We start from the raw sequence: 15,717 nt of genomic DNA, 5'->3' as shown, positions 1-15,717 counted from the left end.
GGCGCTGAGCAGGTTTTTCTATCAATTTCTTGAAAGAGTCCCTTGGGGCTGGGTCTGCGGATGTGGCTCAAAACCTGAGCTGCATCTACCGCCATACGGCTCACACCCGCACCGATGCTCCCGTCGCATAAAACTGCCCGCCCGCCACGTAGTGCAGCGTGCGCAGTGCATCGGGTGCGGTGTCGAACTCCCAGTGACCGTGGCGGAACACGCGGTCGTCGGCCCAGGCGGCCATCACCTCGCCGATGAAGAGGTCGTAGGCCTGCTGGTTGTGGGGCTCGGGGATGACGCGGCACACCAGCCAGGCGGCGCAGCCTTGCACCAACGGGGCGTGGGGGTGGGTGGGGGCTTCAAACAGCGCCACGCCGTGGCGTTGCAGTTTGTCGGGCAGGGCTTTGGCGCTGTCGGTGCCCAGGGCCACGGTCATCGCGGCCATGGGCACGGTGGGTAGCTGCAGCGCAAAGAATCCGCTGGCTTCCACCAGCTCGCGGGTGCGGGTGGCTTTGTCCAGCACCACGGTCACTTTGGGCGGGGAAAAGTCCAGCGAGCAGGCCCAGGCGGCGGCCATCACGTTGTGCTGGCCTGCGTGCGCAGCAGACACCAGCACGGTGGGCCCGTGGTTGAGCAGGCGGTAGGCTTTGTCGAGGGGGACGGGGGTGATGTGTGGGATGGTCGGCATGGGGCGTTGGTTGCATTGACTGTGGGGCAGGGCGTCGATCGGTCGATAGCTGCAGCAGTGATGAGTTATTTGCTATGTATTTAATAGCTTGTTGCGCTTGCTGGATAAGCGCCAGGCCTTATTTTTATTCAAATCCTGTCACCCCGCCGCGATGGGCGGCACATGGCAATGCTGCGCGTGTGGCGCGGGGTATTTACCTGCAAGTAACATCCTCCCGTCGATAGCCCGCCCCGCCAGGGGCTCCAACGGAGACAAGAAAATATGTTCAGTCATGTGATGGTCGGCGTGAACGACCTGGAGGCGTCCAAGGCGTTTTACGACGCGCTGCTGGGCACGCTGGGCATTGGCCCTGGGGTGGCCAACCGCAACCGGTATTTTTATCGTAGCCCGCAAGGCACTTTTGGCATCACCACGCCGATCAATGGCGAGGCCGCCACCTTTGCCAATGGCGGCACCATCGGTTTCGCCATGCAGTCGCCCGAGCAGGCGGATGTGTTCCATGCAACCGGTTTGGCCCACGGCGGCACCACGTGTGAAGACCCACCGGGTTGGCGCGAAAACCCAGGTGGCGCGCTGTATCTGGCGTATCTGCGCGATCCAGACGGCAACAAGCTCTGCGCGCTGCATCGCCCGGCGAAGTAGCGCATGCCAGGCCCGGCCTGGGTGCGCCCGGCGCCAGGCTTTGGGCGGTAGCACAAGGTGCGCTGCGGGTGGGGCGCTTGTGTAGGTGGGAGATACTCCGCAACTTCGCAATGCTGCCCGCCACCCCCGAGACCACAAGGACCGCCCATTGAAATCCGCCACCGCCACCATCTTCGACGAGGCCTACTACCAGCGGTTTTACTTCGACAAGAAAACCAGCGTGATGGACCCGGAGCACATGGAGCGTCTGGGCACCTTTGTGTGCAGCTACCTCAAGTACCTGCGTGTGCCGGTGTTGCGTGTGCTGGACGTGGGCTGCGGCATCGGGGTGTGGAAGGACATCGTGGCGCGGCACTTTCCGCAGGCCAGCTACCAGGGTGTGGAGTTCAGCCCCTACCTGTGCGAGCGCTTCGGGTGGCAGCAGGGCTCGGTGGTGGACTATGTGGCCGATGAGCCTTTCGACTTCGTGATCTGCCAGGGCGTGCTGCCCTACCTGAGCCCGGCGGACCTGAAGACCGCGCTGCACAACCTGGGCCACCTCTGCAAAGGCGCGCTGTATGTCGAAGCCGTCTCGCGCGAGGACTATGAGCGCGACATCATCGACGAGGATTTGACCGATGGCCGCGTGTTCCGCCACCGGGCCGATCTGTACCGGCGTGGCCTGCAGCAGGGCGCCATTGAGCTAGGCGGCGGCGTGTGGCTGAGCCGCAAAGCTGACTTGCCGCTGTTTGCGCTGGAGCAGTCTGGTGGGCAGTGACGAGCCCATGGCCCGCGCTTCCCTCCCTCCCCATGCCGTTTCGCGCCTGCGCACCGAGCGTCTGGCGCGCAGCGCCAAGCCCTTTTTGGCCCGTGGCGGACCCAAGGGCGAGCGCTGCCCAGGCTGCCGCCTGGTGCCCAGCCATTGCATCTGCGCGCTGCGCCCCCTGCAGCCCACGCAGGCGGGCATGTGCCTGTTGATGGCCGACATCGAGCCTCTCAAGCCCAGCAACACCGGTTGGCTGATCGCGGACGTGGTGGCCGACAGCTTCGCCTTTGGCTGGGCGCGCACCGAGGTGGCCCCTGGCCTGCTGGCGCTGCTGGCCGACCCGCAGTGGCAGCCTTATGTGGTGTTCCCCGGCGAATTTGTGGTGCCCGAGCGGGTGGTGACGCAGGTAGCGCCTGAAGACGCACCCGATGGCAAGCGCCCGCTGTTCATCCTGCTCGACGCCACCTGGCCCGAGGCGCGCAAGATGTTCCGCAAAAGCCCCTATCTCGACCGCCTGCCCGTGCTGAGCCTGCAGCCTGAGCAGGTCTCGCGCTACCGTCTGCGCCGCTCGCGGCGCGAAGACCACTTCTGCACCGCCGAGGTGGCGGCCCTGTGCCTGGAGCTGGCGGGCGAGGCGCACGCCGCGCAGGTGCTGGACGCTTACCTGGACGTGTTTACCGACCACTACATCCAGTCCAAGCACCAGTTGCCGGTGGATGCCGACGGCCCCACACACCAGCGGCTGCGGGACCTGTGCCCACCGTGACCACCCCCCTCCACATTCGCAACTTTCGCCCCGGCGACGAACCCGCGCTGCGCGCCCTGTTCACGCACAGGCCGCGCAGCACGGCATCCGGCGGCTGTGGGCCGATGTGAGCCTGCGGGCCGAGCCCTTCTTTGCCGTCCATGGCTTCGTGGTGGAGCAGCGTCAGCAGGTGGAACGCCGTGGTGTGGTGCTGCGCAATGCGCGCATGGCCAAGCAGCTGGCAGCGGATAGTTGCTCCTAAATTAATAGCTTGTAGCGCTTGATGGTAAAGCGCCAGAGCCTGTTTTTGCTTGAACTGCCTGTGGCCATGCACCCACCCGCCCGCAGACGGCCCGCGCAGCCCCAGCCTTGCTGGCGTACAGTAGCCGCCCTTGCATCGACCCAGAACCGCCCTTGAGGCCCGCCCCATGACCAAAGACATTGCACGCCAGAACGAACTCAAACCCATGGCGCTGTGCGAGCCCTGCCAGGGCATCCAGCGCAACTGGCGCAAGGCCCCCGGCCACGCCGAGCTGGTGCAGCGCGGCAACCGCAGGGAAGACCGCGACCACGGCGAGATCACCATCACCCGCTATGTGTGCGACCGCTGCGGTACGGCGTGGGAGTATGAAAACGACAAAGCCAATCAGAAAGCAGGCTGGTCGGTGGTGGGGCGCTGAACCATCAAAAATGATAGCTGCTTGCGCTTGATGGATAAGCGCTAGCGGCCAATATGGCTTGAATTTTCAGCCGCAATGGCCCGAAAACCTGCCGACACCCGCCCGTCCGCTGCGGCGGCCTGCCAGAACGCCCGCGCCAGGTTTTGCGCCTCGGCCCATTCGCCCAGCGTGGCGGCCGTGGGCTGCTGGGGGCGGCTGGCAAAGTCACGCGGCACCAGCTCGCCGCCCACGGGGGCGTACAGCATGGGCAGCATGTCGTAGGTGGGTGACAGCGCCCAGTCGTCGTCCTTGAGCACCAGCGAGATGTTGCCGTAGTGCCGGTCGGTGTTGGCGATGAGCTGGCCGTAGGCCTCCAGCAGCCGCAGCGTGCGGGTGTCGGCGGGCGTGAGCAGGTGGCGCGCGGCCATGCGGTTGGCGGTGGCGGCCCAGTTGTCGATCTCGCCCACGTATTCGGCGTTGTAGACCTGCAGCGACACCATGCCGATCCGCCCCCCCAGGCCCGCGTCGCCTTCGCCACGCAGCGGCGTGCGGTCAAAGCGCTCCGACTCCAGAAACACGCGCCCCGCGCCTTCAAAGATTTGTGTGGGCGCCGCGGGCAGCCCCGCCTGCGCCAGCGTGCGCAGCGCCAGGTGCTCGCACACCAGCAGATCGCGCATGCGCTGGTCGGCGGGGGCGTTGCCTGCGGGCGAGAACTTCACGATGACATGCCGCCCGGCGCTGATGGTGCAGAACTTGGGCTGCTCCCCCCCCGCCGACGAGCCAGGGTGTGTGCCTAACATCGCCTGCTCGGCCAATTGTGGATAGTCGGCCGCCGACGCCACGCGCGACGCGCGCGCGGGCAGCGCGTGAAAGCGCTGGAACGCCGCCTCACCCACAACAAGGTTGCCCGGCAGGTCGTCGCCATACAGCGCCATGGCGCGCAGCACGTCGTCGTCGCTCCAGTGAAGCGGGTCGTGGCCCAGTTGCAGCGCGGGGTGGGCATGGGCAAAGGTGCGGCCCATAAAGCCCTGGGGCCGCATGTCGTCCAGAAACCAGGGCAGGCCGTCGTGGCGTGCGCTCACGCCATCGACCTCGTCCACCCAGAAGGCGCCGCCCGCAAGCGGCACCATGCGCGCAAAGGGCGACGGGCGGCCCTCGGCGTCGATGCGCATCACCAGCACCTCGCTGCCCACACCCGGCACGGCACGGGGCAGCACATAACGCTGCGATCGCGCCGCGCCCACCTTCTGCACCTGGCCCGCCTGGATCAGCGGCGCCAGCGCGCGCGACACCGTGGGCTGGCTCACGCCCAGCAGTTCTTGCAGCTCGGCGCTGGTCAGCACGCCCCCCTGGCGGCGCAGGGCCTGCAGGGCTTTGGAGGTGAGATCGTTGGGATGGGCCATGAATGATTATATGAATAGATAAATTCACACAAAATACCAATGAATTCAATGAAGTTTATGAATTTGTGAATAGATAAATGGGATATTGTGTGATGCAGGGGTAGAGCCCTCTGCGGCACCTTTTGGCGCCACCCGTGTCATACCTCCCCTACCAGGAGACCCTTTCCATGCCGCACCGCCGCCGACGTTTTCTTGTGACCACCGCCGCCCGCTGCCTGGCCCTGGGTGGCGCAACCTGGCTGTTGGCGGGACGCAGCAGTGCGCAGGCAGCCCTCTCGCCCAGCTACACCGTGCCGCTGTCGCAACTGCAGGACATGGTGGCGCAGAAGTTTCCGCGCAGCGTGCCGGTGCAGGGGCTGCTCAACCTCATGGTGCAGGTGCCGCGCCTGCGGCTGCTGCCCGATGTGAACCGCCTGGGCGCGGCCATGGTGGTAGAGGCCGCAGGCCCCGCGCTGCGGCGCAGCCACACGGGCGCGTTCGACGTGGAGTTTGCGCTGCGCTACGAGGCCAGCGACCGCACGCTGCGGGCCCACCAGCTCCAACTGGGGCGGCTCGACTTCCCCACCCTGCGGCCCGCCGTGACCGAGCTGCTCAACACCTACGCCCCCCTGCTGGCCGAACAGTCGCTGCGCGAGGTGGTGCTGCACACGCTGCGCCCGCAAGACACGGCCCTGTTCGACGGCCTGGGCCTGCAGCCAGGGGCCATCACGGTCATGCCGCAGGGGTTGTCGGTGGCGTTTGAGCGCAAGCCGTTGTGATCGTGGGGAAATGAAATGCTATGAAAATAGTAGCTATTGACGCTTGATGAATAAGCGCTAAGTGCCCATTTGATCTGACTGCGTGCATGCCTCAGGCTCTCCTCCATCCGTTCGGGCTGAGCCTGTCGAAGCCTTGCACGCACGCGGCAAGCCCCGGCTTCGACAGGCTCAGCCCGAACGGGTGCGTGGGTGTGGGAGTGAAGTCTGACGTCGCTCTAATCAGGCTACTTGGCGTCAGATTTCGCTCTGCGCTGAGCGGCTGCAAAGACATGCTTGCGGACCAGTTGCTGTGCGTGGCCGCGCTGGCTGCTCTCGGGCGACACGGTGGACGTGGTCGCCACCACCAGATCCAGCGGCGGATACACCCAGATGAGCTGCCCGCCAAACCCGCTTGCCATGAAGGTGGGCTGTGCCGCCTTGCCGGGCACCACCCACCACAGGTAGCCGTAGGGCAGCCCCACCGGGCGGCCCCCCGCGTTGTGCGCCCGCACCGAGGCATCCGCAAAAGCCTCGGGCACCAGTGGCTTGCCCTCCCAATGGCCGTGCTGCAGGTAGAGCTGGCCGAGCTTGGCCATGTCCAACGTGCGCAGGTGCAGGCCGCGTTGGTACGAGGGCTCGGCCATCGCCATCGGCCCCATCAGTTGCTGGCGCGCAAAGTCGGCCAGGGGCATGCCGGTGGCTTTTTCGAGCACGGTGGCCAGCAGGGGCATCACTGAGTTGTCATAGGCAAAGGTCTGGCCGGGTTCGCTGGCCAGCGGCCGCGCCCAGGCCTTGGGGGCGGGCAATGCGGCTGCAGTGCCCGCGCGGGTGCGTGGAGTGTTGTCGAGCGAGAAGCCCGCCGTCAGCGTCAGCAGATGGCGCAGCGTGATGGTGGCAGCGCGTGGGTCGCTGTTGAGCGGCGCCCACTCGGGCACCAGCTCCACCACGCGCTGGTCCACGCTGGCAATGTGGCCCTGCGCGATGGCCGCGCCCACCAGGGCCGACAGGGCGCTTTTGGCCACGGACTGCGTGTCGCGCAGCGCGCCGGGCTCGCCATCGCGGTAGAACTGGTACACCACACGGCCGCGCAGCACCACCACGGCGCTTTGCACATCGGTGAGCTGCGTGGCCAGCGCGGCGTCCAGCCCCTGAAAGGCCTTGGCATCCAGCGCTTGTTCTGCGGGGGTGGATGCTTCGCGCCACGCCATGTTCGCAGGTGGGGCGGGTGGGGCGGTTTGGGCCTGAACGGCGCAGGCCAGCAAGGCGAAGAGGGCGCTCAAGAGAATGCGCATGGGGCTCCTTCGGGCAGGGCGTGTGGGATGTGCGCAGTGTAAAAGCGCGAGCCTTTGGGCGAGCCAAAGGCGGGGCTGGCGCTTGGCGCGCGGGGCTTTGGCTATAGTGCTTTTTTCCTTCCCACCCTTCGGAGACCCCTGTGCGCACCTGGCCCCATGCCTTTCCTGCGACCGCCACTGCCCTGACGCTGGCCATTGCCGTCAGCGTGGCTTGGGTGGCGCCCAGCGCCCATGCCGCCAGCGATGTGGAGAAGCCCTTTGTGGGCTACTTTCAGAACAACACGGCGGAAGCCGAGGCGGGGTTGCTGCTGCTGGAGGACAACAGCTTTTGCTTTGCCTTCTCTGGGGGCTCGCTGGACATGCTGGCGGCGGGCCACTGGAAGGCCGCGCCCGGTGGCGGTATTCGTTTGCAGGAGGTGCGGGCAGAGCCTCTGCTGTTCCCCGTGCGCGTGCGCCCCGGCGCGGCGGCATCGGCGCCGGCAGGGACCGTGGTGTTCGACTTCCAGGGCCATGCGTTGTCGGACGCTGTCTATCCGGTGTTTGCCATGTCGGCAGACGAGCAGCCCCCCACCGCGATGCGCCCGCTGTTCCCGCGCAAGATCAACAGTTGGGCCCGCAGCTACTCGCTGCCTGCCGTGCCCCTGGCTGCGGCCCGGTACTTCTATGTGGGCGACACCGTTGAGACCACCCGCGAAGGCCAACCGCAGACCGTGACGGTGACCCAGTACCGCCTGGAGACCGCTGGCGCAACACCGGGCGGCGATGCGCCGGGCCGCGTGGTGCGGGTGGGCTTCAACCGCGCGCACGCCATGCCGCTGCTCACCCCGGCGGCGCAGTTCAAGGACGGTGTTCTGTATCTGGAGGGCGATCGCTTCGGCAAGCCCGAGCCCATCACGCCCGAGCTGCTGCAAAAGACGCGAGAAGGCTGCATCGACCCGGCGCTGAAGGGCGTGGCCCACGCACCGGGCAGAGCGAGCGCCGGGCGCCCTGGGGAGCAGGCCCTGGTGCCGGTGAAAACCTTCACGCTCAGCACCGCGGTCATTCAGGGGGCGCCATATTTCGAGGCAAAGACGGGCGGCGAGAGCCGGTGAAGGCGTGGTGACCACGCGGTGACCGGCGTCTGGCATCACACCGGCCGCGAAAATTCCATCACCCAATTGACTTCCCAGGTCGTGCCGTTGTCGTCAGAGAAGGCCTGCTGCCAGCGCGGCGCGCCGGTGTGTATTTGTGACCACTCGAAGCGCACGCGCACCGGGCGGCCCTCGAACAATTCCTGGCCTTCGAAGATACCCACGCCATCCCGGAATCCTCCCACCACGGGTGGCCGCAACTCTCCGGTGGCCGGGTTCAGCCCGCCAGTGGCGTTGTCGAGCCAGTAGATGCTCCAGCGCTGCGTCACGGGGCTGAACACGCGCAGCAGCGCCGTGGCGCGGGCCGTGGTGGCAGCCCCGGCTTCCCGGCGCAAGGATGGCCGCATTGCCGTGACCATTCCCATCGAGTCGGTGGAACATGCCTGCGGCCAGCTCATGCGTCTGTCACCCCAGGTCGAGGTGCTGCGGCCTGCCGCGCTGCGCCGTGCGCTGGTGGCGCGGGTGCGGGCCACGGCGCAGCTGTATGGATTGAATTGCTCCTGATTTGATAGCTATTGGCGCTTTCTCATCAAGCGCTAGCGGTCTAAAAAGCTAAATCCCCCGCACCACCATATCCAGCAGCCTTTGTTCCAGCACGTCCAGCATTTGCTGCGGCGTTCCGCGCAGCGGGCCGTCGATGGCGAGCAGCGCCATGCCGTGCACGGTGGACCAGGCCAGGTACTCGGCGCCAGGGCGGCGCGCGGGTGGCAGGGCGCCTGTGGCGACCAGGGCGTCGAGCGCGGCGCTCAGGTGTTCAAAAGGGTTGAGTCCGGTGGCGCCGCCCATGGCGGGGTCGGGGGTTTGCTGCACGGTAAAGCGACCGCCGAAGGCGGTGCGGAACAAGCCCGTCTCGACGCGCGCAAAACGCAGGTAGCCCGTGCCCACGGCGCGCACTTTGGCATGTGCCTGCGCGGTGGCGGTGCCGGTGGTGGGCACCTGCGCCAGTTCGGCCTCCATGAACCGCGCGGCGGCAGCCACGGCGGCCGCGCGCACTGCGCCCAGCAAGTCGTCGCGGTTGGCGAAGTGGCGGTAGGCCGCATTGGGCGCTACGCCCGCGCGGCGCGTGGCCTCGCGCAGCACCACGGCGTCGGGGCCGCCCTGGCGCGCCAGCTCGATACCAGCGTCCAGCAAAGCGCGGCGCAGGTCGCCATGGCGGTAGGTACTGCGCGTGGCGGGAGGTGAAGGCGGGGGAGAGGAATCGGTCATGAAAAACGGAATGTGGACGCTGTCCATTATCTATGCTATCGTTTGTGGACGGTGTTCACAATTGAACGCCGACTTCCCTGAACTTAACCCAAGGAGATCACTGTGAAAGTTGAGCCGTATTTGATGTTTGAAGGCCGTTGCGACGAGGCGCTGGATTTCTACCGCCGCGCACTGGGCGCCGAGGTCACCATGCTCATGCGCTACAAGGACAACCCCGAGGCTGCCGCAGCGCAGGGCTGCGGGCAGGGCGCTGGTGCGGGCCCCACGCCAGAGATGGTCATGCATGCCGCCTTCAAAGTGGGCGGGGCGCAGCTCATGGCGTCGGACGGCATGGGCTCGGGCAAGCCCAGCTTTCAGGGCATCTCGTTGTCGCTGGGCGCCGCCAACGCCGCCGAGGCCCGGCGCTACTTTGATGCGCTGGCCGAGGGCGGCCAGGTGCAGATGCCGTTTGGCCCCACCTTCTTTTCACCCGCCTTCGGCATGGTGGCCGACCGCTTCGGCGTGTCGTGGATGGTGGTGGTGGAGCCGCAATGAGCGGCAGAACAAAGGACCCAAGGAGACCGACAACATGATGAACCCTGAACCTCACGCCATGCACCGCTGGCTGCAACAACTGTTGGGCGACTGGACCAGCACATCGAGCTGCGACATGGAGCCCGGCGAGTCGCCTGCGCAGGCCAAGGGCACCGAGCACGGGCGTGCGCTGGGCGACCTGTGGGTGACCCTTGAAGGCACGGGCACCATGCCTGGTGGCGGCAATGCGCGCACGCAGATGACGCTGGGCTACGACCCTGCGCAGAACGCCTTCATCGGCACTTGGGTTGGCTCGATGATGACCCACATGTGGAACTACCGGGGCACGCTGGATGCCAGCCAGAAAGTGCTTACGCTGGAGGCCGAGGGCCCGAGCTTCGAGGGCGACGGCACCACCACGCGCTATACCGACGTGATCACCCTGGTGAGCGCGAATGAGCGCACGCTGACCTCGTCGGGCCTGCAGAGCGATGGCAGTTGGAACACCTTCATGCGGGCGCGGTATCTGCGAAAAGCGGCCTGATCCTGTTCGGCGAGTCGGAAGGGGCTGCGCCACTGTCCTGCGCACTGCATGGGACTGTTCCACGCAGCGCCCTTCCTATTGGCGCATCTGGCCATATCTTTGACAGGCGTGCCGCCCGATAGCCGGTGGCGCAACTCCAAGGAGCTTCTCTGATGTCGTCGCCTACTTCCACCGTGTCTTCGCCTGCTGCCGCCAGCCTGCCCATCGTGCGGGCGCAGTTGCTGGGTCCGCAGTGGCCCACGCTCGACCCGTTTCTGTTCTGCGCCCACCATGACGATGCCTACCCTGCAGGCAACGGCGCGATGGCGCCCGCCGTGTCGCTGGAAGGGCGCGAGATCGGCAGCGACTTCAGTCGCAAAGACGGCTGGAGCATGTACCACGGCGATGCCGTGCCCGGATTCCCCGGCCACCCGCACCGTGGTTTTGAAACCGTGACGCTGGTGCGCAAGGGCCTCATCGACCATGCCGACTCGCTGGGCGCGGCCGCGCGTTTTGGCGGGGGCGACGTGCAGTGGGTCACGGCGGGCAAGGGCATCCAGCACTCCGAGATGTTCCCGCTGCTCAATGCCACCGAGCCCAACCCGCTGGAGCTGTTCCAGATCTGGCTGAACCTGCCCGCTCGCAACAAGATGGTGGAGCCCCACTTCACCATGTTGTGGGACGAGCGCATTCCGCGCCTGGTGCACCGCGACGACGCTGGCCGCGCCACCACGGTGACGGTGGTCGCGGGCGCGCTGCCCGGTGCCGCCGCGCCGCTGGCGCCGCCGCCCGAGTCCTGGGCCTCGCAGCCTGAGGCCGATGTGGCGATCTGGACCTTGCGCCTGGAGCCTGGCGCGCAGTGGGTGCTGCCCGCTGCCAAGGGGGCCAACACGCGCCGCATGCTGTACTTCTTTGTGGGTGACAGCCTGCGCGTGGGCCCGCAGGACGTGGACCGCCACGCCGCGCTGGAAGTGCGCGCCGGGCAAGACTGGCTGCTGACCAACACCGGCGCCACCGTGGCGGAATGCCTGGTGCTGCAAGGCCAGCCGATTGGCGAGCCCGTGGCGCAGTATGGCCCCTTCGTGATGAACACGCAGGCCGAAATCATGCAGGCCATGAACGACTACCGCCGCACTCAGTTTGGCGGCTGGCCCTGGCCTGAGCAGGACCCGGTGCACGGCAGCGAGGCGCGGCGGTTTGCGCGCTACCCCGGCCAGGCCGAGGAAGAGCGGCCTGCAGACGCGGCGACGGCAACGGCAATAGCAACGGCCTGACCCGCGCCGGGCGCCTCGTGGACAATCCGGGGTTTTGATCCCCGCAGGGGTGGTGTGCAAAAAAACGGCACACTGCCCCCGCGCCGCACCCTTGACTGAAAGCGCAACGCCATCATGACCATCACCAAAGACTCTGCCGTCACCATCACCTACAAGGTCACCACGCCAGAGGGCAAGCCGCTGGACGCGGGCAGCCTGTCGTACCTGCACGGCGGCTATGACAACATCTTCCCCAAGGTCGAAGCCGCCCTGGAAGGCCAGGCCGTGGGCTTTGCCACCGCGCTCGACCTGGCCGTGGAAGACGCCTTCGGCGCCCGCGACGAAAGCCTGGTGCGCACCATTCCCAAAGCCGAGTTTCCCCCCGGCGTGAAGGTGGGCGGCCAACTGCAAGGCATGGGCGCCGACGGCCAGCCCGCCGTGTTCAACGTGGTCAAGATCAAGGGCCCCGAAGTGCATCTGGACGGCAACCACCCGCTGGCAGGCCAGGCGCTGAAGTTCAGCTGCAAGGTGACCGAAGTGCGCGCCGCGAGTGCGGAAGAAATTGCGCACCGCCATGTGCATGGGGCGCACGGGCACCAGCATTGATGGATGACGAAGGCCGCCGCGATGCAAGGCCTTTTTGACCGCTTGGGCTATGCGCTGATCGGCCTGTTCTTTGGCGCGCTCATCGGCGTGGCGGGATGGTGGCTGTATGGCCTGGCCTATTCGCTCAATTACGACGGTCCCGGCATGGACCCGGTGCTGCGCCACTGGGTGCAATCCATGGGGGCTATTTTTGCCGTGCTGGGGTTCATCTTCCGCGCGCGCGCTGCCGATGCCGTGGCAGACACGGTGTCCGGCATTCTTCATTTCGAATGGGATGAAATACCAGGCCGCACGGCATCTGCCCTGGTGGGGTGTGTGGTGCTGGCGCTGGTTATTGCTGCGGTCTGGTTTAGCAGCCCCACTTCTCTCTAGAAATGCTCTTCAATTGATAGCTTGTTGCGCTTAATGGATAAGCGGTAGCGGCCCAAAAGCATCAAATTCAGCGCCTCCCACCCCGCGCCAGCCCCCGGCCCTGCAGCACCGGCACAGCCGCCAGCAGCTCGCGTGCAAACTCCACAAAGGCCCGCACCTTGGCGGGCGCCCGCCGTCCGGCGGGGTAGACGATGTGCACGGGTACCGGCGGGGGCTCGTACTCGGCCAGCACGATGCGCAGACGGCCTGCGCGCAAGCTTGCGGCGGCCTGGTAGGCCAGGCACTGCGTCAGGCCCAGGCCTGCCTCGGCGGCCTCAATGGCCACCTCATTGGCATTGCTGATCCACGCCAGTTGCGGGCTGCCCATCAGTCCATCCCGAAACTTCCACGGTGCGGCAGCGCGGGTGTCGAACGAGAACGCAATCGCCCGGTGCTGCGCCAGATCCTGCGGGTGCTGCGGCACACCGTTGCGCGCCAGATAGTCGGGCGATGCCACCACCAGCCGCCGCAAGGCCCCTACCTGCAGAGCGGTCAACCCTGAGTCTGGCAAGTGCGCGATGCGGATGGCCACGTCCATGCCCTCCTCCAGCAGGTGCACCAGCCGGTTGACGAACAAGGTGCGCACCTGCACACGCGGCTGCGCCTGCAAAAAGCCTTGCACGATGGGCGCCACATGCACGGTGCCGAACATCTGTGGTGCGGTGATGGACAGCAGCCCCTGCGCCTCGGCCTGCGCGCCGCTGGCAGCCTGCTCGGCCTCGTGCAGGTCGCTCAGGATGGGGCGGCAATCGGCCAGAAAGCGCTCGCCCGCTTCGGTCAGCCGCACCATGCGTGTGCTGCGCTGAAACAGCAGCACCCCCAGCCGCGCCTCCAGCGCCGCAATCGCGCGTGTGACGGCGGCTGCTGAGCAACCCAGCCGCCGCCCCGCCACCGCAAAACCGCCTGCATCGGCCACGGCCACAAAACAACGCAAGGTATCGAGGTGGTCCATTGTTTCGGTTCGCGAAATTATGAAAGCCGCACTATGGCTATTAACGCCGTTTGGCGCAATGGATAAGGTCATGGCCTGTTTCAACACGTCTTCCACAGGGACTTCTTATGGCACCCCGCGCACTTCATTTATTTCGCTCAGTCCCATGCATGGAGGCGGCCGCATGACGACCACCGCCGACGCCTTTCACGCAGGTGAGCAGGCGCTGCAGGCACGGGTGGGCCTGCGCGATCGCATGGCCGTCATCGGCCCTTTGGTGATGCGCGACCACATGCCTGACGCGCACCGTTTGCTGCTTGAAAACCTGCCCACACTGCTGTTGGGCGCGCTGGATGGGCAGGGCCAACCCTGGGCAACGATGCTGGCGGGCCCGCCCGGCTTTGTGCAGACCCCCAACGCCTGGCAGGTGGACATTGCTGCCGCACCCGATGCCGCCGACCCGGTGCTGGCCAACCTGTCACTGGGTGCACCCGTGGGTGTTCTGGGGCTGGAGCCGCACACCCGGCGCCGCAATCGTGTGAATGGCACGGTGGCCGCCTTTGGTGCGCAGGGCCTGTCGATCGCGGTGGTGCAGAGCTTTGGCAATTGCCCGCAGTACATCCAGGCACGTGTACCGGGCCTGCGCACTGAGATTGCGCCCCCTGGGCCGGTGCAGGTGCTGGGCGCGGCACTCGATGCGCAGGCCCTTGCCTGCGTGCAGCAGGCCGATACGCTGTTCATCGCCAGCGCCTCTGGCGCGCAACCAGGCAGCGCGCGCAACGAAGGCCTGGATGTGTCGCACCGGGGGGGCGAGCCCGGCTTTGTGCACGCCGAGCAGACCGCGCATGGCGTTGTGCTGCGTTTGCCCGACTACCCGGGCAATCAATACTTCAACACGCTGGGCAACCTGGCGCTGCACCCGCTGGCTGGCCTGTTGGTGGTGGACTATGTGCAAGGGGGGCTGCTGCACATTGCGGCCCGTGCCGAACTGCTGTGGGACGACGCGGCGCGCGCGCCCTGGCCCGGTGCGCAGCGTGTGCTGCAACTCACCGTGTTGCGCGCGCTGTGGCGGCCCGACGTGTTGCCGTGGCGTTGGACAAAAGCCGTTGAGGCGCCCCAGTTCAAGGCGCTTCGGCACCAAGCGGCCGATGTGTAGCAGGCGCAGCGCGCGGCGGGGTCAACGCCAGGGCGCTATTCCTGTTTTGCCAAGGTCTTACGCAGCAGCCGCGATGCCCGCTCGCGCAGGGGCGAGCGGTGGCGCGATGTTTTGGCCTTGGCCTGTTCGCAGGCGGACAAAAAGTCCTCCAGGATGGCCGTGTCGTCGAGGGTGTTCGAGCCGCCCTGGTGGAACTCGGGGTGCCATTGTGTGGCGGCAATGTAGCTGCGCCCTGGCGCGGGCTGCAGGCGGATCGCTTCGGGCACGCCGTCGGGTTCGCTGAAGGCTTCGACGACAAACTCCGGCGCCACCCGCTTGATGCCCTGGTGGTGGATGCTGTTGACCCGTGCGCGCGGCTTCTCGGGGTAAAGCTGCGACAGGTGTGTGCCGGGCACGATGTGGATGTCGTGGAAATGCTGGTCGTAGGTGGTGGCGTTGCGGTGCAACTGTGCGCCGGGGTGCTGCGTCTCCAGATCCTGGTAGAGCGCCCCGCCAAACGCCACATTGATCAATTGCAGGCCCCGGCAGACGCCAAAAATGGGTTTGCCGACCTGGGCAAAGGCCTTGACCATGGCCAGGTCGTACAGGTCGCGCACGCGGTCGCCCACCCATTCATCGCGCAGGGGCTCCTCGCCATAGTTGCCCGGCCACACATCGGCGCCGCCGTGCATCACCACGCCGTCAAGCCATTCGGCATAGTGGTCCAGCGTCACGTCGCCGCGCGCCGTAGGCCCGGTGGGGCAAGGCACCATGACCACCATGGCCCCGGCTGACATGAGCCAGTGGGCGATGGACTGCTCGACATACTGCAGGGTTTTGCCCGTGAAGAGCGGGCGGGCGGGGTCGGCGTGTTGAAAACAGGCGGACAGGCCAATTTTGAGGCGGCGGGCTGCAGGCATGGTTGGGGGCTCCAGGCGGCACGGACGGGGCGTGCGGTGATTGCGATCCAGGGTACTACTGATTTGTATCACCGCGCTGGTGTGGCGTCTGTAGGAAAGGGCCGTGCCGGAGGGCGGGATGGGCGCGGAAGGGAGAACGCAGCGTTGTGGTGCCGAGAAATGTGGCTTTCTTCATGAAATGGGCCTG

At 66.6% G+C, this 15,717-nt stretch carries 21 protein-coding genes; 14 read left to right on the top strand and 7 right to left on the bottom strand.

The genetic code is table 11. From position 1 onward, the window contains the following. Positions 1-100: 100 nt before the first annotated feature. Positions 101-679 carry a flavin reductase family protein gene (locus tag Q0105_RS08965; RefSeq protein ID WP_298210921.1) on the bottom strand — a complete coding sequence of 193 codons (579 nt, stop codon included), beginning with the start codon at positions 677-679 and terminating at the stop codon, positions 101-103. Between the two features lie 261 nt (positions 680-940). On the opposite strand from Q0105_RS08965, the gene Q0105_RS08960 reads away from it, so the two are divergent. The 5 genes from Q0105_RS08960 (at position 941) to Q0105_RS08940 (ending at position 3,491) form a co-directional block, all read left to right on the top strand. Then, entirely contained in the window at positions 941-1,321 is a 381-nt protein-coding gene (locus Q0105_RS08960; RefSeq protein ID WP_298210919.1) for a VOC family protein, read from the top strand. Between the two features lie 148 nt (positions 1,322-1,469). After that, positions 1,470-2,078, top strand: coding sequence for a class I SAM-dependent methyltransferase (locus Q0105_RS08955; RefSeq protein WP_298210917.1), 609 nt, complete (start codon positions 1,470-1,472; stop codon positions 2,076-2,078). Between the two features lie 7 nt (positions 2,079-2,085). After that, positions 2,086-2,832, top strand: coding sequence for a tRNA-uridine aminocarboxypropyltransferase (locus Q0105_RS08950; RefSeq protein WP_298210915.1), 747 nt, complete (start codon positions 2,086-2,088; stop codon positions 2,830-2,832). A gap of 106 nt (positions 2,833-2,938) precedes the next feature. Next, positions 2,939-3,073 (top strand): hypothetical protein, encoded by a 135-nt coding sequence (locus tag Q0105_RS08945; RefSeq protein WP_298210913.1) that lies wholly within the window; start codon positions 2,939-2,941, stop codon positions 3,071-3,073. Between the two features lie 166 nt (positions 3,074-3,239). Beyond that, positions 3,240-3,491: a hypothetical protein gene (locus Q0105_RS08940; protein WP_298210911.1), complete on the top strand. Its 252-nt coding sequence runs from the start codon at positions 3,240-3,242 to the stop codon at positions 3,489-3,491. A gap of 41 nt (positions 3,492-3,532) precedes the next feature. Here Q0105_RS08940 and yjjJ read toward each other — a convergent pair whose 3' ends face one another. After that, a complete protein-coding gene (yjjJ, locus tag Q0105_RS08935; RefSeq protein ID WP_298210909.1) occupies positions 3,533-4,873 on the bottom strand; it encodes a type II toxin-antitoxin system HipA family toxin YjjJ in 1,341 nt (446 codons plus the stop codon). A 167-nt stretch (positions 4,874-5,040) separates the two neighbouring features. Here yjjJ and Q0105_RS08930 point away from each other — a divergent pair, with 167 nt between their 5' ends. Continuing rightward, positions 5,041-5,631, top strand: a complete 591-nt coding sequence (locus Q0105_RS08930; protein ID WP_298210907.1) for a DUF1439 domain-containing protein — start codon at positions 5,041-5,043, stop codon at positions 5,629-5,631. 224 nt (positions 5,632-5,855) lie between these two features. Here the strand turns inward: Q0105_RS08930 and Q0105_RS08925 are convergent, their stop codons facing one another. Then, entirely contained in the window at positions 5,856-6,902 is a 1,047-nt protein-coding gene (locus Q0105_RS08925; RefSeq protein WP_298210905.1) for a serine hydrolase, read from the bottom strand. Between the two features lie 140 nt (positions 6,903-7,042). Between Q0105_RS08925 and Q0105_RS08920 the strand changes: the two genes are divergently transcribed. Next, positions 7,043-7,993, top strand: a complete 951-nt coding sequence (locus Q0105_RS08920; RefSeq protein ID WP_298210903.1) for a hypothetical protein — start codon at positions 7,043-7,045, stop codon at positions 7,991-7,993. Positions 7,994-8,028: 35 nt separating this feature from the next. Here the strand turns inward: Q0105_RS08920 and Q0105_RS08915 are convergent, their stop codons facing one another. Continuing rightward, a complete protein-coding gene (locus Q0105_RS08915; RefSeq protein ID WP_298210901.1) occupies positions 8,029-8,379 on the bottom strand; it encodes a hypothetical protein in 351 nt (116 codons plus the stop codon). 4 nt (positions 8,380-8,383) lie between these two features. Here Q0105_RS08915 and Q0105_RS08910 point away from each other — a divergent pair, with 4 nt between their 5' ends. Continuing rightward, complete coding sequence (locus tag Q0105_RS08910) at positions 8,384-8,536, top strand: WYL domain-containing protein (protein WP_298210899.1); 153 nt, start codon at positions 8,384-8,386, stop codon at positions 8,534-8,536. Between the two features lie 48 nt (positions 8,537-8,584). Here Q0105_RS08910 and Q0105_RS08905 read toward each other — a convergent pair whose 3' ends face one another. Further along, on the bottom strand, positions 8,585-9,238 hold the full coding sequence (locus tag Q0105_RS08905) for a TetR/AcrR family transcriptional regulator (RefSeq protein WP_298210897.1): 654 nt from the start codon (positions 9,236-9,238) through the stop codon (positions 8,585-8,587). 102 nt (positions 9,239-9,340) lie between these two features. Between Q0105_RS08905 and Q0105_RS08900 the strand changes: the two genes are divergently transcribed. The 5 genes from Q0105_RS08900 to Q0105_RS08880 all read left to right on the top strand — a co-directional run bounded on the left by Q0105_RS08900 (position 9,341) and on the right by Q0105_RS08880 (position 12,505). After that, the gene (locus Q0105_RS08900; RefSeq protein WP_298210895.1) at positions 9,341-9,772 is read left to right on the top strand and encodes a VOC family protein; all 432 of its coding nucleotides are present in this window, start codon (positions 9,341-9,343) and stop codon (positions 9,770-9,772) included. 37 nt (positions 9,773-9,809) lie between these two features. Next, positions 9,810-10,295 (top strand): DUF1579 domain-containing protein, encoded by a 486-nt coding sequence (locus Q0105_RS08895; RefSeq protein WP_298210893.1) that lies wholly within the window; start codon positions 9,810-9,812, stop codon positions 10,293-10,295. Positions 10,296-10,447: 152 nt separating this feature from the next. Continuing rightward, a complete protein-coding gene (locus tag Q0105_RS08890) occupies positions 10,448-11,548 on the top strand; it encodes a pirin family protein (protein ID WP_298210891.1) in 1,101 nt (366 codons plus the stop codon). A 114-nt stretch (positions 11,549-11,662) separates the two neighbouring features. Continuing rightward, positions 11,663-12,133 (top strand): peptidylprolyl isomerase, encoded by a 471-nt coding sequence (locus Q0105_RS08885; protein ID WP_298210889.1) that lies wholly within the window; start codon positions 11,663-11,665, stop codon positions 12,131-12,133. Between the two features lie 3 nt (positions 12,134-12,136). Further along, positions 12,137-12,505: a hypothetical protein gene (locus Q0105_RS08880; protein ID WP_298210887.1), complete on the top strand. Its 369-nt coding sequence runs from the start codon at positions 12,137-12,139 to the stop codon at positions 12,503-12,505. 67 nt (positions 12,506-12,572) lie between these two features. On the opposite strand, the gene Q0105_RS08875 is transcribed toward Q0105_RS08880, so the two are convergent. After that, positions 12,573-13,496: a LysR family transcriptional regulator gene (locus tag Q0105_RS08875; RefSeq protein ID WP_298210886.1), complete on the bottom strand. Its 924-nt coding sequence runs from the start codon at positions 13,494-13,496 to the stop codon at positions 12,573-12,575. A 163-nt stretch (positions 13,497-13,659) separates the two neighbouring features. Here Q0105_RS08875 and Q0105_RS08870 point away from each other — a divergent pair, with 163 nt between their 5' ends. Then, complete coding sequence (locus Q0105_RS08870) at positions 13,660-14,631, top strand: pyridoxamine 5'-phosphate oxidase family protein (protein WP_298210884.1); 972 nt, start codon at positions 13,660-13,662, stop codon at positions 14,629-14,631. A 35-nt stretch (positions 14,632-14,666) separates the two neighbouring features. Here the strand turns inward: Q0105_RS08870 and Q0105_RS08865 are convergent, their stop codons facing one another. Next, positions 14,667-15,530, bottom strand: a complete 864-nt coding sequence (locus Q0105_RS08865) for a type 1 glutamine amidotransferase (protein WP_298210882.1) — start codon at positions 15,528-15,530, stop codon at positions 14,667-14,669. Positions 15,531-15,717: the final 187 nt, after the last annotated feature.

The sequence above is a fragment of the Acidovorax sp. genome (assembly GCF_027492855.1).
In the GTDB taxonomy this organism is placed as follows: domain Bacteria; phylum Pseudomonadota; class Gammaproteobacteria; order Burkholderiales; family Burkholderiaceae_C; genus Acidovorax.
The sequence above is the reverse complement of the archived record's forward strand: the minus strand, read 5'-3'. Positions and strand labels throughout refer to the sequence as shown.